This window comes from Methanoculleus sp. UBA303, from assembly GCA_002501655.1.
Classification (GTDB): Archaea; Halobacteriota; Methanomicrobia; order Methanomicrobiales; family Methanoculleaceae; genus Methanoculleus.
The window spans coordinates 147,288-165,777 of record DANY01000035.1 but is presented as its reverse complement, the minus strand read 5'-3'; the positions used below and the strand labels follow the sequence as shown (position 1 = coordinate 165,777).

Below are 18,490 nucleotides of genomic sequence, written 5' to 3'. Positions count from 1 at the left end.
TGATAATTAGGGGAAGGGGGTGAACTCCTGCGAAAGGTGGGGTCGTTGCAACCGGCGGCAATCCCCTGTATCGTGACGTATTGGCAGACCTGTATTGCGAACCACGTCTCAACCGTGGCCATGTTGATCAAAAATTGGAGAAAAATCGCCTGGATGCCGTGATCCGGGGAAGCCTGTCACCTGAGGCAATCTCAACCTCGATTGGTGAAGGTTACAATAACAAAATCTGCCAGAGAACCAACTGTTCTGGGAGGGAAATAACTCTGGAGCTCATCCCAAAACCCTCCAGACCATCATGGCACATGCTAGCTGAATCAACCCGAAGAACGAGGTCTCATAGCGTTCATATCAGGGAGAAATCTTCTTAAATGCCTCAATCCAACTGAAGAACCGTTCAACGGCATTGCGCTTCTTGTAAAGTTCCAGATCGAACCAGATTGGCCTTCCTCGTTTTGGATATCTCCGGGATCTCTTGTTGACCGGGATATTGCTCTTGATTCCTCGGTTCCGGTTGTACTGACGAATCTCTCGGGCATCGTAGGCTGCATCAGCGGAGATGATCGAGGGGCGATCCTGCACATCAGGAATCTCAAACACTTCGAGCGTTGGTTCGTAAAGCCGGGAATCATGAACATTTGCCAGTGCAACCGTGCAGGCAAGGGGAGACCATTCCGATCGACCAGAGCACTCAGTTTGTTCCCCTTTACCTCCTTATAGCCATCATAGCCGGTCGATCCCATTTTTTCGCCTGGATATCCTTGATATCCGTCGAACAGTGCGAGAGATCGATCTTTCGGATCGCATACCCGGATCGGAGCAAGTCGAGGAAGATCGCCTGGTACACTCCCTTCTCGCATAATTCAAGGTGGAACCGGTGAACCGTCGATTTGGTACCATAGTTTGCTGGAACATCGTGCCAGGTGCAGCCGGTGGTCAGGACGTACAGGATGCCGTTGAACAACCCGCGGGGTCACGCCGGGGTCGGCCGATGTGTGGCTTAGTTGGCGGGAGGTATTTCCGGACAATTTCCCAGAGATCATCGTCAATTTCCCGGAAGGCCATATCCCTGAGTATTATCTAAGAGGCCTTATAAATTTGGGACGACCTCCTGATCTCAAAGAATGTCACGGCGTACTTCGGGGCATAGAACACTTTCAGTTTATGAAACTCCATCGACGCAAAGAAAGGCACGACCCAACAATGAGGGAAGGTATTACCAATTGTGTCCGGACATGGGGGGTTTGAGTCTATTCTGCTGTAAGTTGGAGACTACCAAAAACTTAACGGCAAGTACGTCCTTAGGCGAGGCAGGTGTCTTGGGTATGGTAGGGCTTGAAGTAAGAGCCATCGGAAGCGATGAACTGCAGATATGGGATACGCTGGTTGCCAGTTCAGCCCAGGGAACAATATTCCATACAAGCGACTGGTCATTCAGGACTGCTTCATCCCTGAATCAGACGCTGATCATACTCGGGTGTTACGAAGGCGGGGAGTTAATCGGGGGCTGCCCCCTTCTCCTGTCAAACCAATATGGTTTGCTTAAAATCGCTTCTTCTGCAGCTGCGTTAACCCCCTACGGGGGAATGGTGATAACTGATAGAGAAAGTACAAAGCGAAGAGAAAGAGAATTACATTACAACAAAGTCATCGCAGCCATTTGTGAATATATTCTTCGGCAGAGATTCGACTATGTGAACCTGGTGAACTCTCCAGGATTAGAGGATATTCGGGCGTTCACCCAGAATGGATGGACCTCAAGGGTGTATTATACCTACATGCTTCCAATTGACGAGGACGTACTTGACAGGATCTCGAAAAATGCACGAAGGAGTATTCGTAAAGCTCAAAAACTTGGCATGTGTGCAACACAGCACTTTGACACCGAGATGTACTGGGATCTTACTGTTAATACCTTCGATAAACAGAACTCTCAGCCGCCCTTCTCTAAAGAGCATCTCGTGATGATGTTGAATATGATCAGGGATATGGGCATAGGTGAGATGTGGGTTGCCAGGACATCTTCGGGAGAGGTTGCTGCGGCGGAAGTCGTTCTTAGAGATTCGCAGACCGTTCATCGTTGGTCCGCTGCTTCTTCGGAAGAGCATCTGAACACGGGGGCAACCTCGCTTCTACTCAGTGAAATTTTCACTGATGTGCTGGATCGCAATTACACCTCGATTAACTTGATGGCAGGAAACATTGCGCATCTGAGCGCTTTCGTAACGAGTTTCAATCCCAGCCTTGTTCCCTATTATGGTGTCGAACTCCATAAACAAAAGTATATGTTTTTAAAAGGGTTAAAAACGATATTCACCCGATAAATCTTCTATGAATGAGAACATCACCTTTCTAGGACACTATGTTCCTAGGTATACTCCTTCGGGATTTAACGATCATTGTCGTAGTACTCAAGACCATCGCAAACATGGCACTGCTCTGGCGACAAAAGGGGCAAGCCTTTCCGCAGTTATCCACTAGGGGGTGGTGAGAGTCATACACCTTAAGTGCAGAGCGATGGGAAGGCGTCAGTGTTCAACCCGTTTCAACCAGGCTTCCCTCCAGAAGAGCAGGCAAGACCTGTCACAATCACTGTGCCTCTTCCCATCGCAGTAGACTCCCTCCAGGAAGACTGTAGGGCTTTTTAGTTTCCTTACTTCACCATTCGATTCAAGGGTGATTGAACGTACCTTTTTAAATACACGACATTTTTTCCCACAAAAATCCTCCATCTCCGGCATAAAGAGCAGGCCTTTATATTTCCCGTTTCCATCGAGCGTGGAGCGTATCTCTTCTAAAGACCGGACCCGGACCAATTCACCAGGTTGCAGATCAAGTACCTCTTCCACAGGTATAACCCCCTTTTGGGCAATTGTTGGTCGATTTGTGTCATGAATGTCATCACTAGCTGGTGGAATCACCGGCCGAACCTGTTGCCACAATGAAACGACGTATGGAATCTGTTTAACAACAGGTATCAAAGGAGCCTTGATTGAATCGTTCCAGACTCTCCGCGTGAGAAATTCGTATGATGGCCGCGTAAATCCATATACCTCCTGAGCCATGAAGGTACAGGGCTTTGCATAGTTGTCTTCCATATTCCCCCCACATTTTCACCAATAAATTAGGTTTCAGACACCTCTGACCAACAGTTACACGTTCAAACATACCTTTCGCAATTGTCAGGGTTTCTGCCAATGTATCCATTAGATAGTGTCTCGGAAAGGTGCAGGATCTAACCACACCCTTTACGTCTCGTCCAATTGTATGACCAGCATAGACTCCTGGTGTGCTAGCCTCAGGGCATTATGCTATATAAACCATTTGCTGCAGATACAATTCCTAAATACGTAGAGAGGATAGCATAGAATTCAGGAATTAATTTAGATACCAGTTTCAAAATCGTTGGATAGCATTATCCATAAGATGCTTCAGGCTTCTAATCAATATAAACCAACCTCTGAGTTGAAGCAGGGACAACCCAATATGATTCAATACAAAACAGTTGTAGATTATGCAGATCTCGATAGAGTTGGCTATGGCGCGAAGTGTCGTTACCGGCTTGATGCAAAACAGGGGTTTCATAAAAGTCAGAGACATGTCAACCTTCCAAGCGACGAAGACCTACAGAAAATTACGGAAAACCGTCTCTACCAAAGTTAATTTCTTCATTATTTGATCCCTTTTCTGGGAGCGGATCCTTCCCTCTCTCTGCTTGTATAGACCAATCGAAGAAGAGGGCGGTCGCTCATCCTGCGTTTTTATCCCCAGTGTCATGCTCCTCCTTCTCTGGCAGGTGCATGACCAGCCTATCCAATACTGGAGCCGGGTGCGGATGAGCAGTACACTTTTCGCAGGGTGCCTAACCCACGTTTTGGGATTCCTGGGTGTGGGCGAGGTATCATTCGGCGGGAGAAGGAATCTGGACAGAGATAGAGGAATGCAGGAAAAGGACGGGAGATCGTTAAAAAGTGGCTGAAGGATCCTGCACGGTCCTATTTCAACCGGATAAGATCGGCAGCCCCCGGAAGAATGAAACGGGGAAATCCAGGTCTCGGTTCCTCAAGATGCCATTCATCCCGGGTGGCGGAATAATGCTGAGATGAAAACTCAGCGCAGGAGAGCCAGCAAAGATAATCCTGTCTAATATGACATCAGAATTGAAGATGGCTCAGGTATTGCCAGGCAAGGAGTACAAAACTATCACTACCGACTAAGAACCGCAGTGTGTTGAGCAGGAAATTATTTTACACCTGGAAAAGTAGTGAGCCTCCATGAGTTATTCCATACAAGAACTGTCGGAGGGGAATGCAGGGGCCTGGGATGATTTTAACAATCAATGCTCGGGAGGGACATTTTTCCATAACACAAAATGGAAGAGTGTATTGGAGAATGCACTCAATATCGATCTTAAATACTGGTTCCTCCAGAGGGAGCAGGAGATAATCGGCGTATTCCCTCTAAGGCATCGCACAATAGCATATCTAAAAGGACTCGATCCTACCCCCTATTCAGAATTTAACAGCATCTTACTGAATGATGATTTTAGTCCCCGGGATCTGAACGAGGTGCTCGCCCTGTTCGCATCAAAGTACTCGTTTTGTTCCCTCAATATGAATAATAAAACACTGTTAGACCATATAGAGTACAACCACTATTCCTCTGATAATATAGGCAACATGGTATTGGACTTACAGCAGAAATCCCCTGACAGTATCTGGGAAAGTTTCCCTGCCAAAAAAGGACAGAGAAAATTTATTCGCAGGTTCGATGAGAAGGGATTTCAAATTCATGAAGTCCGCCAACTGGAAGACATGCAAACATTTTATCGGTACTATGCTGAAAATCTCATGCGTATAAACGGAGACACCCTGCCACTCACCTTTTTCCTGAAACTTCTGGAAACATATTCACGAGACGAGATGCGTGTGACATTGTTATCAAAAGGGGATATATACGCCGGAGGATTGCTCACCTTCGTCCATCCTGCCAGCAAGACAGCATATTTCCAGTATCTCTCCCTGAATCGAAGTCTTCCCAATACGTATCACCCCACCTACTCTCTCTTCTGGGAGGGGCTCAACTGGGCGTGGGACAACGGATACCAGAAGATCTCCTTTGGCCGGCAAGAGATGGATCCGAACAATGCTCGTTTTCGGATAAAGGCAGATTTTGGAGCAGAATATCTACCGATTTATTCGAGGGTTGTCCTGTTCTCTAAATCCACCTCATTACTCTACCGGCTCAAAGGAATATACTATGGAAGTCAGCATGAACAGAACTCATCAATAAACAGGGGATCCTGAAGGTACGATGAGATGTGAAAATACTTGAAAATGATGAATCGAACATCCTGGGTGCGCATTGGCCATCAGTTCTATCCTGGGCACGGTTCTCCATACCCATAACTGTTTATTAAGGCTGAAGTCACCTAAAATCCTCTACCGGCGGGGCTGACCTTCAAATCCCATGTGCAGATAATAACAGGGTAGGGGCCGCACATCACCATCAGGCATCTCGTGTAGATCTGCCTCCCTGACGCGGTGCAGACAGGTGCGTCGACCAAGAGAACAACGTCTCCCTGACACTTTACCTGGGTACCGGTTTGAAACGAAAATAGAAGATGGAGATCACTTTCCATCAGGTGAGCCCGCAACCTGCAGGGGCTTCATGATCGTTTCGGGCTATGCTTACCGGCAACATAGATCGATCCCACCTTCCGCAGTAAGATGACCAACTCCTGAATTAATTAATGATGCTGAGTTTATGCAATCTGCGGTGTAATTTTGTACTTCATCAGCGGTATAAAAGTTGCACGCCCTTACATTGGTGACCGATTTCACGAGGATTGTAAGAAAAATGTCGGCCCGGAACTCTTACTGCGGAAAGTCGGATCGATGATTAGACTCGGGACATGATGCCAAAACTGTTTTGCCATATCCTGTTATTTTTGAGAGGAGATGGGGAAAAGCATAATAACTCCCGTTTCGAGTATGCAGCAGAGGTTGACTGCAGAGAATGGATCTGCTCAAGCAGGACAGTGAGATCTGGGAGTTGTTTACCAGAAAAGAGGAGTATGACGGGTGCAGTCGTGACCGGTACGACCGGTTCCCGTACTACAGGAGCCGCCACCGGGACATATCCGTGCCCCGGGCATCACAGATGCTGATTGAGAATGGATATTATTGTGAATATCCGGAAGCACAGCCCTTTGCAATCTGCCTGACACACGATATTGACACGGTATACAAACCCTTCCACTCCAAGGGTCTTGAGATCATAAATGCACTGAAGAACAGGGATCTCGCCCGTGCCGGCCAGATCGTTCCACAACTGCGCTCGAAGAAGTGTCCTGGATGGAACTTTGACGAGATCGCCGATATCGAGGAGTCCTATGGGGCACGCTCCAGTTTCTATTTCCTGGCCCTTGAAGAGGGAGACAGCGGCTACGCATACGCGATCGAGGATCTGAAGCAGGAGATGTGTATGCTTCAGGACAAGGGGTGGGAGATCGGCCTGCATGGCGGATGCGAGGCCTACCGTGACCTTGAGCGGTTGCAGAGAGAGAAGCAGCGCCTGGAGAAGACTCTGAACCAGACAGTAAACGGATATCGGAACCATTTTCTCAAGTTCCGGGTGCCGGATACCTGGGAACTGCTGGAGCGAGCGGGGTTTCACTACGATACCACCCTTGGATACCCGGATTGCACCGGGTTTCGGAACGGAATGTGCCACCCGTTCCGGCCGTTCAACATAAACACCAATCAGGAAATGGAGATCCTGGAGATTCCACTCGCAATAATGGACCAGACATTGCTCTCCTACATGCAATTGAACATGGAGCAGGCCTGGGCTCAGACGGAGCGCCTTATCGATGCTGTCGAACGACATAACGGTGTGATCACCATCCTCTGGCATAACACATACATGACCGGCGCGTCGCTTCGGTTTTACCGGAAGATTCTGGAGTATGGTCGTGAGAAGGGCGCCTGGATGACGAGTTGCGGTGAGGTTAAATCATGGTGGCAAAAGAGTGGAATGCGCCCTCCTCTGATTGTACAAGGCGCCCGGCCCTAGCACTTCCTGGTGCTTTTTTGCAGATAACTCCCACCAGTCTCGTTATCGAAAGGGGCCTAATCGTTCCATCCAATCTGTGTGTTTTGAGGGGATCAGACCCTGGACCATCCCCATGATCTCGTTGCGAACCATTGTATCAGTGAAGAAGATCACGAGGTAGTAGACAACCGCGGTTATTCCTGCGATCCCGAACAGGAGTAAGAGCGGGAGCCCTATGTATACTCCGAGCACAAGAGGGAGGGAGATGATGATGCTCAGCAGCAGGTGCCGGGTCAGGCTGAGCATGCTGCTCCGGTATCCGGCCCCGGACTCCCGTATGAGATAGACGCTCTTCGCTCCCCATATGAGCATGCCACAGACGGAGAAGAGAGCAAGGGTTAAGAGGGGGTTACCGGAGGCGCCACCGACGTAGAAGACAAGTATCCATGTGCACAGTGTCATAAACTCAAAATAGGAAAGAATCCTCTGCTTCTCAAGAACACTAAACAAGGTTGAAATCGGTGAGACTATGAAAACTGCGAAGAGCCAGGGGGCGAGGATCTGTGCATAGGTGCCGGCGGTAAGCCAGTTCACCCCGAAGGCAAAGGTAAAGAGATCCTCAGCAAGGATGATAAAGATGATAAACGGGAAGATACCGATGGCGATGAGCCTTGTGTGAACCTCCCGGACGACGGTCTTCACACCACCGGTTTGATTCATCTCCTCGCTCGCTTTCTGGTAAAAAACCTGTGAGATGGCTGTTCCCACCATCGCCATCGGCAGTTTTACTGCCATTATGGCAAGGGCGTAGTAGCCGAGAACGGTGGGGTTGAAGTAGTAGGCGAGCATGAAGGCAGGCAGTTCCCAGGACATGCTGTTTGCAAGGCTCGCAGTGCTCCCGTAAATCGGGAACTCTTTGTACCGGATGGCAAGTCCTTTCATTCGTTCTATTGTAACAGTTTTTATGAGCCCAACATCCTCCTTTAATCCCCGAAACATGAAGAGATTGCTAAGGGCCAGCCCCATCATCGAGCCGAAAATGAGTCCCATGGGAGAAGCCACGATCAGCCCGCTTCCGATCTGAAACACTCGTGTTGAAACAGAATTCACAACTATACCCCTGGAGAGTACGCCGTACTTCACCTTGCGGGAGAGCCATCCATTCAGGATCACGAAGAGACTGTTGAAGCCGACGAAGATCGGGAGCCATATGAGATAATCAGCGATCATCGCCATTTCGAAGACCGCTCCAAACCAATCTGAGAACCCGATGATAACAGCGCCCGTTACAGTAGAAGTGCCCAGTACGCAGACGATACAGAGCATGAAGACATTCATAGAGTCTTCATCCCTCTCCGGCAGCATGATGACGTAGTTGTAGGAGAGAGAGGAGACGACCAGGAGTACCGCAGCAATGGAGAGGAAGATCTGGGCAACCCCAAAGAATTCCGGCGAGTAAATTCGTGTAATTACGGGAATGAGGAGAATGCCAGTCATCTGGGCGACCATGGTGCCCGTTGTCAGTTTGAAGATATTGCTGAGGAAACTTGCCATAGAACCATCCGGTATCCTCCGCTCGAGGATGATGATCGATGATATATGTTTTGCTCGATCATTGACGGATCAGCATAGGGTAGTGCTGGCGTTGTACGCTATCGGTTTCAATCAGGCAGCAGGTGGGCGCAAGCCGGCGAATGCTGATCATTCCGCCTGCCGGTTCCCCAACCTGTTGCGGTACCCGGAAAGAAAATCCTGGGAAGTATGAGAGGCGGTTGCAGCGTGGATGAGAAGACGTGGTAGCTGGTGGGGCCACCCTCAAGCCCGCAAGACCTTCCCCGGGATCTGATCAGGTCACTGATGGAAATATATATCCGAGATGCATGAGTTCAGGTGGGTTACACCGATGCGTAAAAGGGAGGTTGCGTCAGTCGCTCTAATGATCTGGATGCTCACCGTGAGCAGCCTTATGGGTATACTCTACATTTCTGACTTAAAATTTTTTATAGCTGTCATGCTTGTGGGATTTTTCGTCATCATCTATATAATTCACCCGGTGTTCTCAAAGCCGAGGTACATCCGCAATATCTATCGTATGGGTATTATTTGCGCGGCGCTCTTTGGTCTGATTATTTTCCTGAGAATACTGGAGGTGATCGAATACTTGAGTTGAGCAGTGGGCAGGGGATGATCTCCTCTCCAACAATTCCGCTTAGATGGTGGGCATGAATATGGACAGGTATAACCACTACAAGATCAGCTCATACCTCCTCATCGGCTTTGCACTTCTACTCATCCTTGCAGCCTTGCTCACGGATCCACAGGGATACATGCAAAGCCCCCTTCTCATGCTGAGCGCGACCGGCTTCATCGGTGGTGCTTTCCTCTTCGCGCTCGGTGGAGATGAGTCCATAGATGCACGGTTGGCGAGCCGACTCTCCGTTCAGGGCACCTCCGCCCTGGGCCACATCATCAGCGACCTGGGGGGCTATGGAGCGGGGGTCTTTCTTCCGCCGGAGAGCGAAGGCGGGAGGATCATGCAATTCATTCCGATCCAATCCGATTGCAGCTCCTTCGCTGCAGATGGAGGCAGATTCGCGCATCATAACGGGATCACGGGAATCCTGACCTTTCCCCTGGCGGCTTCCCTTCTTGAGGATCTAAAGCGTGATAGCGATCTCGTCCTCCCCCAGGAATATAGCCTGCTTATGGGAGCGATCCAGGAGGTGTGTGAGGACCTCCTTTCGGTCGCCGGCCGGGTGGATGTAAGGAGGGAAGGCAACACGGTAACCTTCGACTTGCGCAACTATCTCCTCATCTCCGGTTGTGCATCACTCCGCGAGGCATCCCCGGAATTCTGCGCTCTCTGCCCCTGCTCGATCTGCAGCCTGATCGCGTGCATGATCACGGAAGGTCTCAAGTGTGAGGTTAGCCTGAACCGGGTGACCCTGGACGAAACAGCACGTTCACCCTGTATGAGCATTCGTTATATCCTTACGACAGGAACTGAAATGCCGGGTTGAAGGGATCTCACCGGATCAGAGTTCCTCCGGTTTAACAATATTCAATAGCCGCCGTCACCATGCGAACTACCCCGCGCTTCCGGGTGGGAATTTCACGCTCCGCACCTTCACCCCCGCAGGTTAGAAAGGAGGGAGGACGAGATGCTGCCCGGACAACCGGGAAGAATACCAATCTCCATCCGGGCTATGTGTATAGGACGGTGTCATCAAAGAGCGCAACTTCCGTCGTATCGCAACTTCCGTTGTATTCATGCTTCGTTGGCACGGTGCCCCATCATCGATACGAGGAAGTTAAGAATCAGTCCGGACGAGATCAATAAAAGCCCGAGAATGAGCGCAGTTATCCCCAGGGTAAACATGACATAGTGGAACTGACCTATCCGGAAGAGCTCGGAGAAAGTATAGATCCCCAGGCCGATCCCCAAAAATGCGATAGCACCTCCCGGGATGCCGAAGAAGAGCAACGGGCGCCGGTGGCCGATGAGTTCCACGATCCGCGCGAGCACCCCGAAGCCGTGGGTGACCGGGTTCTTCTTGTGCTTGTGGGGGACGTCGTAGGTGACCGATATCGGGACCTCGGTCATCTTCAGGCCGAGCGGGGCGAAGTGGGCGATCATGTCGGACTCGATGGTGTAACCTTCTGATGCGAAGGTGAGGTTATCGAGGGCCTGGCGGGAAAGGGCCCGGAAGCCGGACTGGGAGTCGGTCGTCGCAAACCCGCCGTCTGTCGAGAGGTTTGTGAACCCGTTGAGCACCACCTGGCCGGCCCGGCGGTAAGCAGGGATCTCGGCCCCGGCATCCAGGAACCGCGAGCCGATGACCAGGTCCGCCTCGCCCGCGAGCACCGGCGCCACCACGGCCGGGATATCGTTTGGGTCGTGCTGGCCGTCGCCGTCGAGCATCACGACGGCCTCGTAGCCGAGGTCCCGGGCCCGGGCAAACCCGGCCATCATGGCTTTCGCCTTGCCGCCGTTCTCCGGCATCTCGATGACATCGGCACCGGCAAGCCGGGCGGTCTCGGCGGTCCGATCCGTCGAGCCGTCGTCGACGACGATCACCCGGTCAACATGCTTCTGTGCCAGGAGGACGACGGAACCTATGACGAGGCCCTCATTATAGGCGGGGACGACAACAGCAAACGAGCGGGCGTCGGCCCCTGAGGTTGCGGCATATACCGTCCCGGCGCTCAATCCGCCCTGGAAGGCGATAGAGGAGGAACGACCGTCTTCCAGGATGCCGGCTCCATTATCCGGAGGGGTGTCCGGAGGGGGCAGGGTGGGCCTCTGCCGAACCCTGCTCGCACCTGCCACCACAGGGGTGCCATCAGGACTCTCATTAGATGTTCGCCTGTATGCAGGGATTACACAACGACCAGTGGGCAATCCTACATCCATGCTGATGATGAGGTCTGGCCGGGAGTTGCGGCCAGTGGAGGCCAGCACAGGGTTTTGGTGCCGCTGGTTACCGTCAATGGGAAATACGAAGCATGAGGTCCTGCTGATGTCGGGGAAAGTATCCCGAATAACCATCTCTCTCTTGTCAGCAAAAATCTCGGCTGAAATGGGAAACGTTGATCCGAATCGACGCATATTGACTGCCCTCCAGTTATGTGCTCGTGATGCGTTGCCGGACCTCTCCTGCGATCAGATGGTAAACATCTGGACAGTAGACCCATGATGCGTATCAAAGGAGGTGTTCATTTGATCACACCGTCCGGACACAGTGCCATACTGCTCCGCGTATAAGTATTTTCCCACGGCAGCCATACGGGCGGTATGCACGCTCCGCCTTCTGAATTTTGTTTGGGGGATGAAAACGCCCCATATTGGCGGAATAAGGGGCAGAACGCACGAAGCATGGCGGCTTGGGGCCGGCACGGATCAGGGGGTTCAGCCATAGCCAGTTATATCGCGCTTTTGGGTGGAAATACCCCCACCCCGTTCATCCCCACGAGTTAACGATCATCGGTATGCCATTACCCCAACGGGTCTTGCTGCTCAGCCGGCAGCCCTACGAAAAACAGCGGTTATAGTAGCCTGAACGGCCTTGTGATCGTGCCCCGCGGAAGGAGGAATTCAAAGCGGAGAAGGCCTCCCGGACGCAGGCGCCACCTTTCCGGTATATGATATACAGGTCCGTAAGGCGGATACAGAGCGGCATCAGACCCCTGCTTCATCATGGATCAGTGGGGGTAACTCTCATCATCTGCCGCAGGTTCGTCTATCATGTAGTCGGTGTAAAGGCAGTTAATGGTTCGGCACCCCGGGCGGTGCAGTCACCGGAACCGTTTCGTGCTCCGCCCGGAGTTGTGAAGCCGCGAAGACCACCGTACGCGCCTGGAGCGGCTCACCTGGAGCCATAATTGGGGCAAAGATATATATCGCTGTACCGTCTGTCTGGAACTCAACGCTTCAAGGGAGGGAAGGCAGTATTCCAGAGAATCCGTACATGATGATCTTTCTCGCAGAGAGCAACCGAGACCCGCCACCAGGCCTGCATATGATTATCAAGGCCGACTACAGGCCCGGGCCCTCCGTAGCCAGCAAAGAGACTGCCGGGAGAGCGGTATGACATCGGTGCGGCTGCGGGCGGTCGGAGACGTGCTGCTCTGGACCAGGAACGGCAAAAAACCGTTTGACCTGATACAACACGAGTTCCGGCAGAAAGACCTGCTCCTCGGGAACCTGGAGACGGTCCTCTCCGAGAGCGGCGATCCGAGCCGGAAACGCTGGGTCAATACAAACCCCCCGGAAGCGGGAGACTACCTCAAAGAAGCCGGATTCGATATCCTGAGCGTGGCGAACAACCATACGCTCGATATGGGGCGGGAGGGGTTCGAGAAGACCCTCAGTGTGCTTGAGGGACACGGTATCGCCTACGTCGGAGGAACACGGGGTGACGACCCCCCGCTGGGGCTGGTCATCGAACGTAACGGTATCAGGCTCGGATTCCTCGCGTACACGAGCGGTATGTTCCGGTCGCCACCGGGTGTTACAGTATCCAGACTGAAGAGAAAGGCCATCATTAACGAGATCAGGGCACTGAAAGACCGGTGTGACCATATCATCGTCTCACTGCACTGGGGGATCGAGAACGTCTACTACCCTTCCCCGGGCCAGGTCAGACTCGCCCACGACCTCATCGACAACGGTGTAGCCCTGATTCTCGGGCACCATTCGCATACCATCCAGGGGCTGGAACGGTATAAGGATGGCCTGATCGCGTACTCTCTCGGGAACTTCCAGTTTGACACCGAACTCACCAGGGAGAAGATCAACAGCACCATGATCCTCTCGGTGGACTTTGACCGGCATGGTATCCGGGACTACACAACCATCCCCTGCGTCATCAACAGCGACTTTCAGCCCCGGGTGGCTGAGGGGCGGACCCGGGAGAAGGTGCAACGCTGGATCATGGAGTGCTCAAACCGGGTGCAGAAGGGCGAGGTCACCCGGAAATGGTGGTTTGAGGAGATCGGTGAGGAGTACCTGGTGTACAACCTGGAGAGTTACCGCTACCGCATCCGGCAGCACGGGTTCGCACCCCTGGTTGAATGTGGGGCCTGGCTGGTGACGCCGTTCTGCCTCAACTGCTATGCGGGTGTGATCAGGAAACGGCTGAAACAACGAAATATTGGGGGACAGGCATGAAGATATTACAGGTCACCCCGTTCTTCAAACCACTCTGGGAGTCAGGAGGGGTGGCACGGGTTGCATACGACATCTCCCATAACCTTCACGAGAACGGGCACGACGTCACGGTCTATACGACGAACAGGAGCATCTACCCGAGCGACCTGCCGACGAACCGCGCAACCAGCGTCGACGGGATGAACGTCTATTATTTTGAGAATTTACGAAAATACATCCGGGGCGTGACCCCGCCGGTGATGCCCTACCGCATGCCGGCGGTCGCGAGAAGGGAGATTGCGCAGTTCGATGTAATTCATATCCACGATCACCGCACCCTGCTCACCGTCATCGCCTCGCACTACGCGAGGAAGTATGGTGTACCCTACGTGCTCCAGGCGCACGGGGCGCTCCCGCAGGATACGGGATCTACGCGGATGAAGCGGCTGTTCGACCTCCTCTGGGCAAAGAAGGTGATCCTCGGCGCCGCGGGTGTGATCGCGCTCAACGAGACGGAGGCGGCGCGCTACCGAGCTCTGGGCGTTGCGGAGAAGAAGATCGCGATCGTCCCGAACGGCATCGACTTCGCCGAGTACCCCAATCTTCCGGCCCGCGGCAGTTTCCGTGCAGCGTGGGGCATTGATGGCGCCACGAAGGTCGTGCTCTACCTCGGGCGGCTCGATCCGACGAAGGGGATCGACCTCCTGATCCGCTCGTTTGCAGAGGTCGAACGAGAGTTTGACGATGCCGTCCTCATGCTGGTAGGCGGCGACATGGGTTACAACGGTGAGTTCAGGCAGCGGGTCCGGTCGCTCGGCCTCGATGATCGGGTGGTCTTCACGGGGTTCGTGAGCAAGGAAGACAAGATGGCTGCGTACACCGATGCCGATGTCTTCGTAACGCCGAGTTTCACCGGCTTTCCCGTCACGTTCCTCGAAGCCTGCCTCTGCGGAACGCCCATCGTGACGACGGGGCATGGCGACCTCCTTGGATGGGTCGACAATACCGTTGGGTTCAACACCGGGTACACGCCGGAGGCGCTTGCCAGCGCCATAGGGCGCCTGCTTGCCGATGACGCCTTACGGGCCAGGTTCGGCGAGCAGGCGAAGGAGCTCGTCCGGACCAGGTACAACTGGCAGGCAATCGTCCATGACATCGAAACTCTTTACGCAGATATAGCGAACGGCGGCCGGGGCGCCACAGGCCGCGGGACAGGTGAGCGCTCGCCGGCGAGGGTCTGAGGGAAAGGGATCCAAACGGTCTCCAATACCAGTTTCAAGATAGGGCCGCCGATCAGTCTTCGGATGCAGATATAGGCCGGAGGTGACGGCAAATCCCCGGATCAGGGTCCTCACGCCGGGAGGGAGGAACGCAGGCAGTCCGAATGGCCGGGGTTCAGGTCGCGGGGGTCCGGCTGTCCGACCCGCGCGGGATTAACCGACAGCAGAACCGCTTCCAGAGCGGAGCTCCTGCAAAACCAAAAAAGATTGGATCGGGCCCCATCCGGGCCCGAATATGCTGGCTGTTTTACTCGCCGGCAGGCATAGCCTTCATGCCTGCAGTCTGGACATTCTGGCCGCCTTCAACCAGGAACGCCTTAGCGGAGTCAGAGGTGATCTCTCCGGTGTACTTGACGTTCTGGTTGTTCTTCGCCCAGACCAGCGTGTCAACCCGATCGCCAGAGGCGTGGATGTCCACCGAAGCGTCGCCGAACTGACCGTTCGTGCCGCCGAAGCTTGAACCCTTGCCGTCGATCCCGGTCGGGTTCTCCAGGTGGAAGTTCTTTATCTGGATGTTTTTGGCAAGATCGACCTGGAGGCCGTAGCCATGTGAGTCGATGCTCGTGCAGTTCTCGAGCACCAGGGCAGGGTTGGCCGAGCGGCTCGGGATACTGTAGTAACCGGCCGGTTTCCTGTGGGTGTAGTCGGTCTTCCCGGCACCGGTCTCCTTCTCGACGCAGTTGTAGAGTTTGCCGCCGTTCGTCGCGTAGAACCCATACAGGGAGTTCCCCTCCGCCGTGCAGTTCGTGAACGTCACGTCAGCGTTCGGAGCGTAGTAGCCGCACCCGAAGTAGTGCGTCGACATGTCGCTCTGCTGGTAGGGCCGCGTCGGGTAGGGTTTCTGCCCGTTGTTCAGGCTCGTGCAGTTCTCAAGGACCGCGTTCGTCACTTTGGGGTCGAACTCGAAGTGGAACCCGGACTCCAGGTTACCTTCGGCGAGGCAGTCCTTCACGCGGAGGCCATCCATGTCGTTCAACTCCGCAAAGTCGAACCCGGTGATCCAGGGGTTGAACGCCCCGTACTTGCCGCAGTTGATCGCCTGACAGTTCTCGTAGCGAACGTCCTTGATCACCTTGTTCGTCGTTCCCCAGGCGTTGTGGAGGAACCCGTAGGTCCCGGTATCCACGGCCTTGCAGTTGATGAACTCGACGTCCTGGAGTGTGGATGCATACACAGTCGGATCGTGGACCAGGAGGTAGACCGCCTGAATGCTCGTATCCGCGGTTCCCGTGATGTCATGGAGCTTCGCGTGGCTTGCCCGGATGGTCATCACACCGAGCCACTTGACGCCGCTACTGTAGCCGTTCCCCTGGACGTGGAACCCGTCCAGCGTGACGTACTCGTGGTCGATGTTGATGCGTCCATCGTGGGTGAATTTCAGGAACGTTGCATCCGGGCCCTGGCCGGAGAGCGTCGTGCCTGCTGCCGGCGCGATGACACCAGCACAGTTGAACGTACCATCTGAGAGAACGACCGTACCGCCATCCGGCAGTGCGGAGAGCGCTGCCTGGATCTCAGCCTGGTCATCGACTCCGTCACAGACATAGTCTGCCTGGTTCTTCGACAGTTCGGTGCTATCGCTTGCAGCCACGGTGAGCGTGGCCGGAGTTGCAGACCCGGCTGCACTTACCGGAGAGAATGCCGGGATAAGGCAGCACGCCAGAAGTACTGCAGCCAGTCTTAGTATATTTTGCCTGTCTATCATGCCATTCAGCCTCTCTGTGAGGTAACTTATCGTCTTTCGATTGCACTATAAATATTTTTTTAGTAAAATAAAATTCATTAGAATAATTATTTAGTCATATAAGCCAATTGAGGCTGGCCTATCAGGAAAAAGCTGTGCATGACGCAAGATAGAGTAATGCAAAAGCATATTATATCATAGTTGAAATTAAAATAAAAACGTATAAATACTCGCGCCTTTTGATACCGATAATTGGAACTGGCCATCCCGGGAACGCCTGCACGTAGACAGGATGGGAATTCGGCTCCATGCGCCCGTATGGCCCCGGGGCTCTGGTCCCCGCCGCCGGGCGGTGGCGGGGACCAGCGCAGACATCACCCCGCTGGCCGGAACCCGGAATCCCGGGGACCGGAAGCTGCAGGGACATTGAACGAAGACGTTCTGAGGAGAGATGTCGCACCAGAAGATGTTGCCGGGTCGATCCCCTCCTGTCCGGGCCCTCCTGGCCCAATGGGGCTCCGGGACGCAATGTCTATATAGAGCCTCTTCATAGAGGGTGCCCCTATGCGAGTGGCATGCCTGGCCTTCTGGTTCTACGACTACACCATCCAGATGGCAAACGAACTTGCCCGACACGCCGAGGTGCTGCTGCTGCTTCCGGACTACAGGTCGGAGGAGTACGTGGGGAACATCGACCCGGAGGTAAAGGTCCACATCTTCCGCTACTCCCAGGAACACGGAAGGCCCGGTCCGTCACGCTACTCAATGCTCCGTGATATCGTCGCCGCAATTCACGACTTTAAGCCCGACGTCGTTCACTTCCAGGTGAACAACCCCATGCTCTGCCCGCTCCTTCCCATGCTCCGGAAGTATCCGCTGGTGGCGACATTCCATGACATTGAACCGCACCCCGGCGAAGACCGCCTCCTGGATATCGGTTCTCTGCTCTACCGGCTCACCCTCTTCGTATCAAGGGTCCTGCCCGACCGGATCTTCGTGCACGGGAAAGCGCTCAGAGAGGTCCTGGTGGAGAACTACCACGTCCCCGGCGAGAAAGTGCATATCATACCGATCGGTGAGCACGAAGTGACGCCGTTTAAGAAGTTCGAGCAGCAGGGCCGGGAGCCCGACGGCCTGCGTGTCCTCTTCTTCGGCCGCATCCACCGATACAAGGGGCTCGACTACTTGATCCAGGCAGAGCCGCTCATCACCCGGGAGGTTCCGGATGCCCGGATCGTCATCGCCGGCACGGGCGAAGGCTTCAGCAGGTATGCAGAGAAGATAGCGGGTCGGGACGCATTCGAGGTCTACAACTACAGGATACCCTACGAAGAGGGCGCCCGGCTCTTCCAGCAGGCGAGCGTCGTGGCGCTCCCGTATGTTGAGGCATCCCAGAGCGGCGTCATACCGACCGCATACGGCTTTAAAAGGCCGGTAGTGGTCACGGATGTGGGGAGCCTGCCGGAGGTCGTCGAGCATGGGAAGACCGGCTATATCGTGCCGCCACGTGACCCGGCGGCACTTGCCGGTGCTATCGTGAGCCTTCTCGGGGACCCGGCGGCGTGCCGGCGTATGGGAGAGCAGGGCTACACTAAACTGAAGACGGATATGGCCTGGCCCACGATCGCACAATCCATCCTCGCGGTCTACAGTGAGCTGGCACCCGCTCAGGGGAGGGGAAAGCCGCCTGCAGACGAGGCCTTCGCCGAGACAGCCCCTGCCGGCGGGAGAGAACGATGACCGCCAGCAGGGACGCCCGGGAGGAACGGTTGCCGAACGGCAGGCGTTTGAGAGATCCAGAGGGTTTCGAGTAACGATGGAAGG

General features: G+C 54.0%; 13 protein-coding genes and 1 pseudogene. 8 read left to right on the top strand and 6 right to left on the bottom strand.

The genetic code is table 11. The annotated features are described in order from the left end of the window. Positions 1-348: 348 nt before the first annotated feature. Both BP846_RS09040 and BP846_RS09035 read right to left on the bottom strand, forming a co-directional pair. Positions 349-651: pseudogene (locus tag BP846_RS09040) on the bottom strand (transposase); the annotation flags it as partial. A 52-nt stretch (positions 652-703) separates the two neighbouring features. After that, positions 704-961: a transposase gene (locus tag BP846_RS09035; RefSeq protein WP_292394586.1), complete on the bottom strand. Its 258-nt coding sequence runs from the start codon at positions 959-961 to the stop codon at positions 704-706. Positions 962-1,322: 361 nt separating this feature from the next. Here BP846_RS09035 and BP846_RS09030 point away from each other — a divergent pair, with 361 nt between their 5' ends. Then, the gene (locus tag BP846_RS09030) at positions 1,323-2,321 is read left to right on the top strand and encodes a GNAT family N-acetyltransferase (RefSeq protein WP_292394585.1); all 999 of its coding nucleotides are present in this window, start codon (positions 1,323-1,325) and stop codon (positions 2,319-2,321) included. 204 nt (positions 2,322-2,525) lie between these two features. Here BP846_RS09030 and BP846_RS09025 read toward each other — a convergent pair whose 3' ends face one another. Continuing rightward, the gene (locus tag BP846_RS09025; RefSeq protein ID WP_292394583.1) at positions 2,526-3,095 is read right to left on the bottom strand and encodes a hypothetical protein; all 570 of its coding nucleotides are present in this window, start codon (positions 3,093-3,095) and stop codon (positions 2,526-2,528) included. A 1,176-nt stretch (positions 3,096-4,271) separates the two neighbouring features. Between BP846_RS09025 and BP846_RS09020 the strand changes: the two genes are divergently transcribed. Both BP846_RS09020 and BP846_RS09015 read left to right on the top strand, forming a co-directional pair. Beyond that, a complete protein-coding gene (locus BP846_RS09020) occupies positions 4,272-5,303 on the top strand; it encodes a GNAT family N-acetyltransferase (RefSeq protein ID WP_292394581.1) in 1,032 nt (343 codons plus the stop codon). A gap of 712 nt (positions 5,304-6,015) precedes the next feature. Beyond that, positions 6,016-7,074 carry a polysaccharide deacetylase family protein gene (locus tag BP846_RS09015; protein WP_292394580.1) on the top strand — a complete coding sequence of 353 codons (1,059 nt, stop codon included), beginning with the start codon at positions 6,016-6,018 and terminating at the stop codon, positions 7,072-7,074. Positions 7,075-7,116: 42 nt separating this feature from the next. Here the strand turns inward: BP846_RS09015 and BP846_RS09010 are convergent, their stop codons facing one another. Then, the gene (locus BP846_RS09010; protein WP_292394578.1) at positions 7,117-8,607 is read right to left on the bottom strand and encodes a lipopolysaccharide biosynthesis protein; all 1,491 of its coding nucleotides are present in this window, start codon (positions 8,605-8,607) and stop codon (positions 7,117-7,119) included. A gap of 322 nt (positions 8,608-8,929) precedes the next feature. Between BP846_RS09010 and BP846_RS09005 the strand changes: the two genes are divergently transcribed. Both BP846_RS09005 and BP846_RS09000 read left to right on the top strand, forming a co-directional pair. Beyond that, on the top strand, positions 8,930-9,223 hold the full coding sequence (locus tag BP846_RS09005) for a hypothetical protein (protein ID WP_292394576.1): 294 nt from the start codon (positions 8,930-8,932) through the stop codon (positions 9,221-9,223). 43 nt (positions 9,224-9,266) lie between these two features. Further along, complete coding sequence (locus BP846_RS09000) at positions 9,267-10,073, top strand: hypothetical protein (RefSeq protein WP_292394574.1); 807 nt, start codon at positions 9,267-9,269, stop codon at positions 10,071-10,073. 248 nt (positions 10,074-10,321) lie between these two features. Here BP846_RS09000 and BP846_RS08995 read toward each other — a convergent pair whose 3' ends face one another. After that, positions 10,322-11,383, bottom strand: a complete 1,062-nt coding sequence (locus tag BP846_RS08995; protein WP_292394572.1) for a glycosyltransferase family 2 protein — start codon at positions 11,381-11,383, stop codon at positions 10,322-10,324. A 1,257-nt stretch (positions 11,384-12,640) separates the two neighbouring features. Between BP846_RS08995 and BP846_RS08990 the strand changes: the two genes are divergently transcribed. Continuing rightward, on the top strand, positions 12,641-13,723 hold the full coding sequence (locus BP846_RS08990; RefSeq protein WP_292394570.1) for a CapA family protein: 1,083 nt from the start codon (positions 12,641-12,643) through the stop codon (positions 13,721-13,723). Continuing rightward, entirely contained in the window at positions 13,720-14,943 is a 1,224-nt protein-coding gene (locus BP846_RS08985; RefSeq protein WP_292394569.1) for a glycosyltransferase, read from the top strand. Before BP846_RS08990 ends, BP846_RS08985 begins: the two co-directional genes overlap by 4 nt. Positions 14,944-15,229: 286 nt before the next feature. Here the strand turns inward: BP846_RS08985 and BP846_RS08980 are convergent, their stop codons facing one another. Further along, entirely contained in the window at positions 15,230-16,687 is a 1,458-nt protein-coding gene (locus BP846_RS08980) for a right-handed parallel beta-helix repeat-containing protein (protein ID WP_292394567.1), read from the bottom strand. A 543-nt stretch (positions 16,688-17,230) separates the two neighbouring features. Here BP846_RS08980 and BP846_RS08975 point away from each other — a divergent pair. Continuing rightward, a complete protein-coding gene (locus tag BP846_RS08975; RefSeq protein WP_292394565.1) occupies positions 17,231-18,406 on the top strand; it encodes a glycosyltransferase family 4 protein in 1,176 nt (391 codons plus the stop codon). Positions 18,407-18,490: the final 84 nt, after the last annotated feature.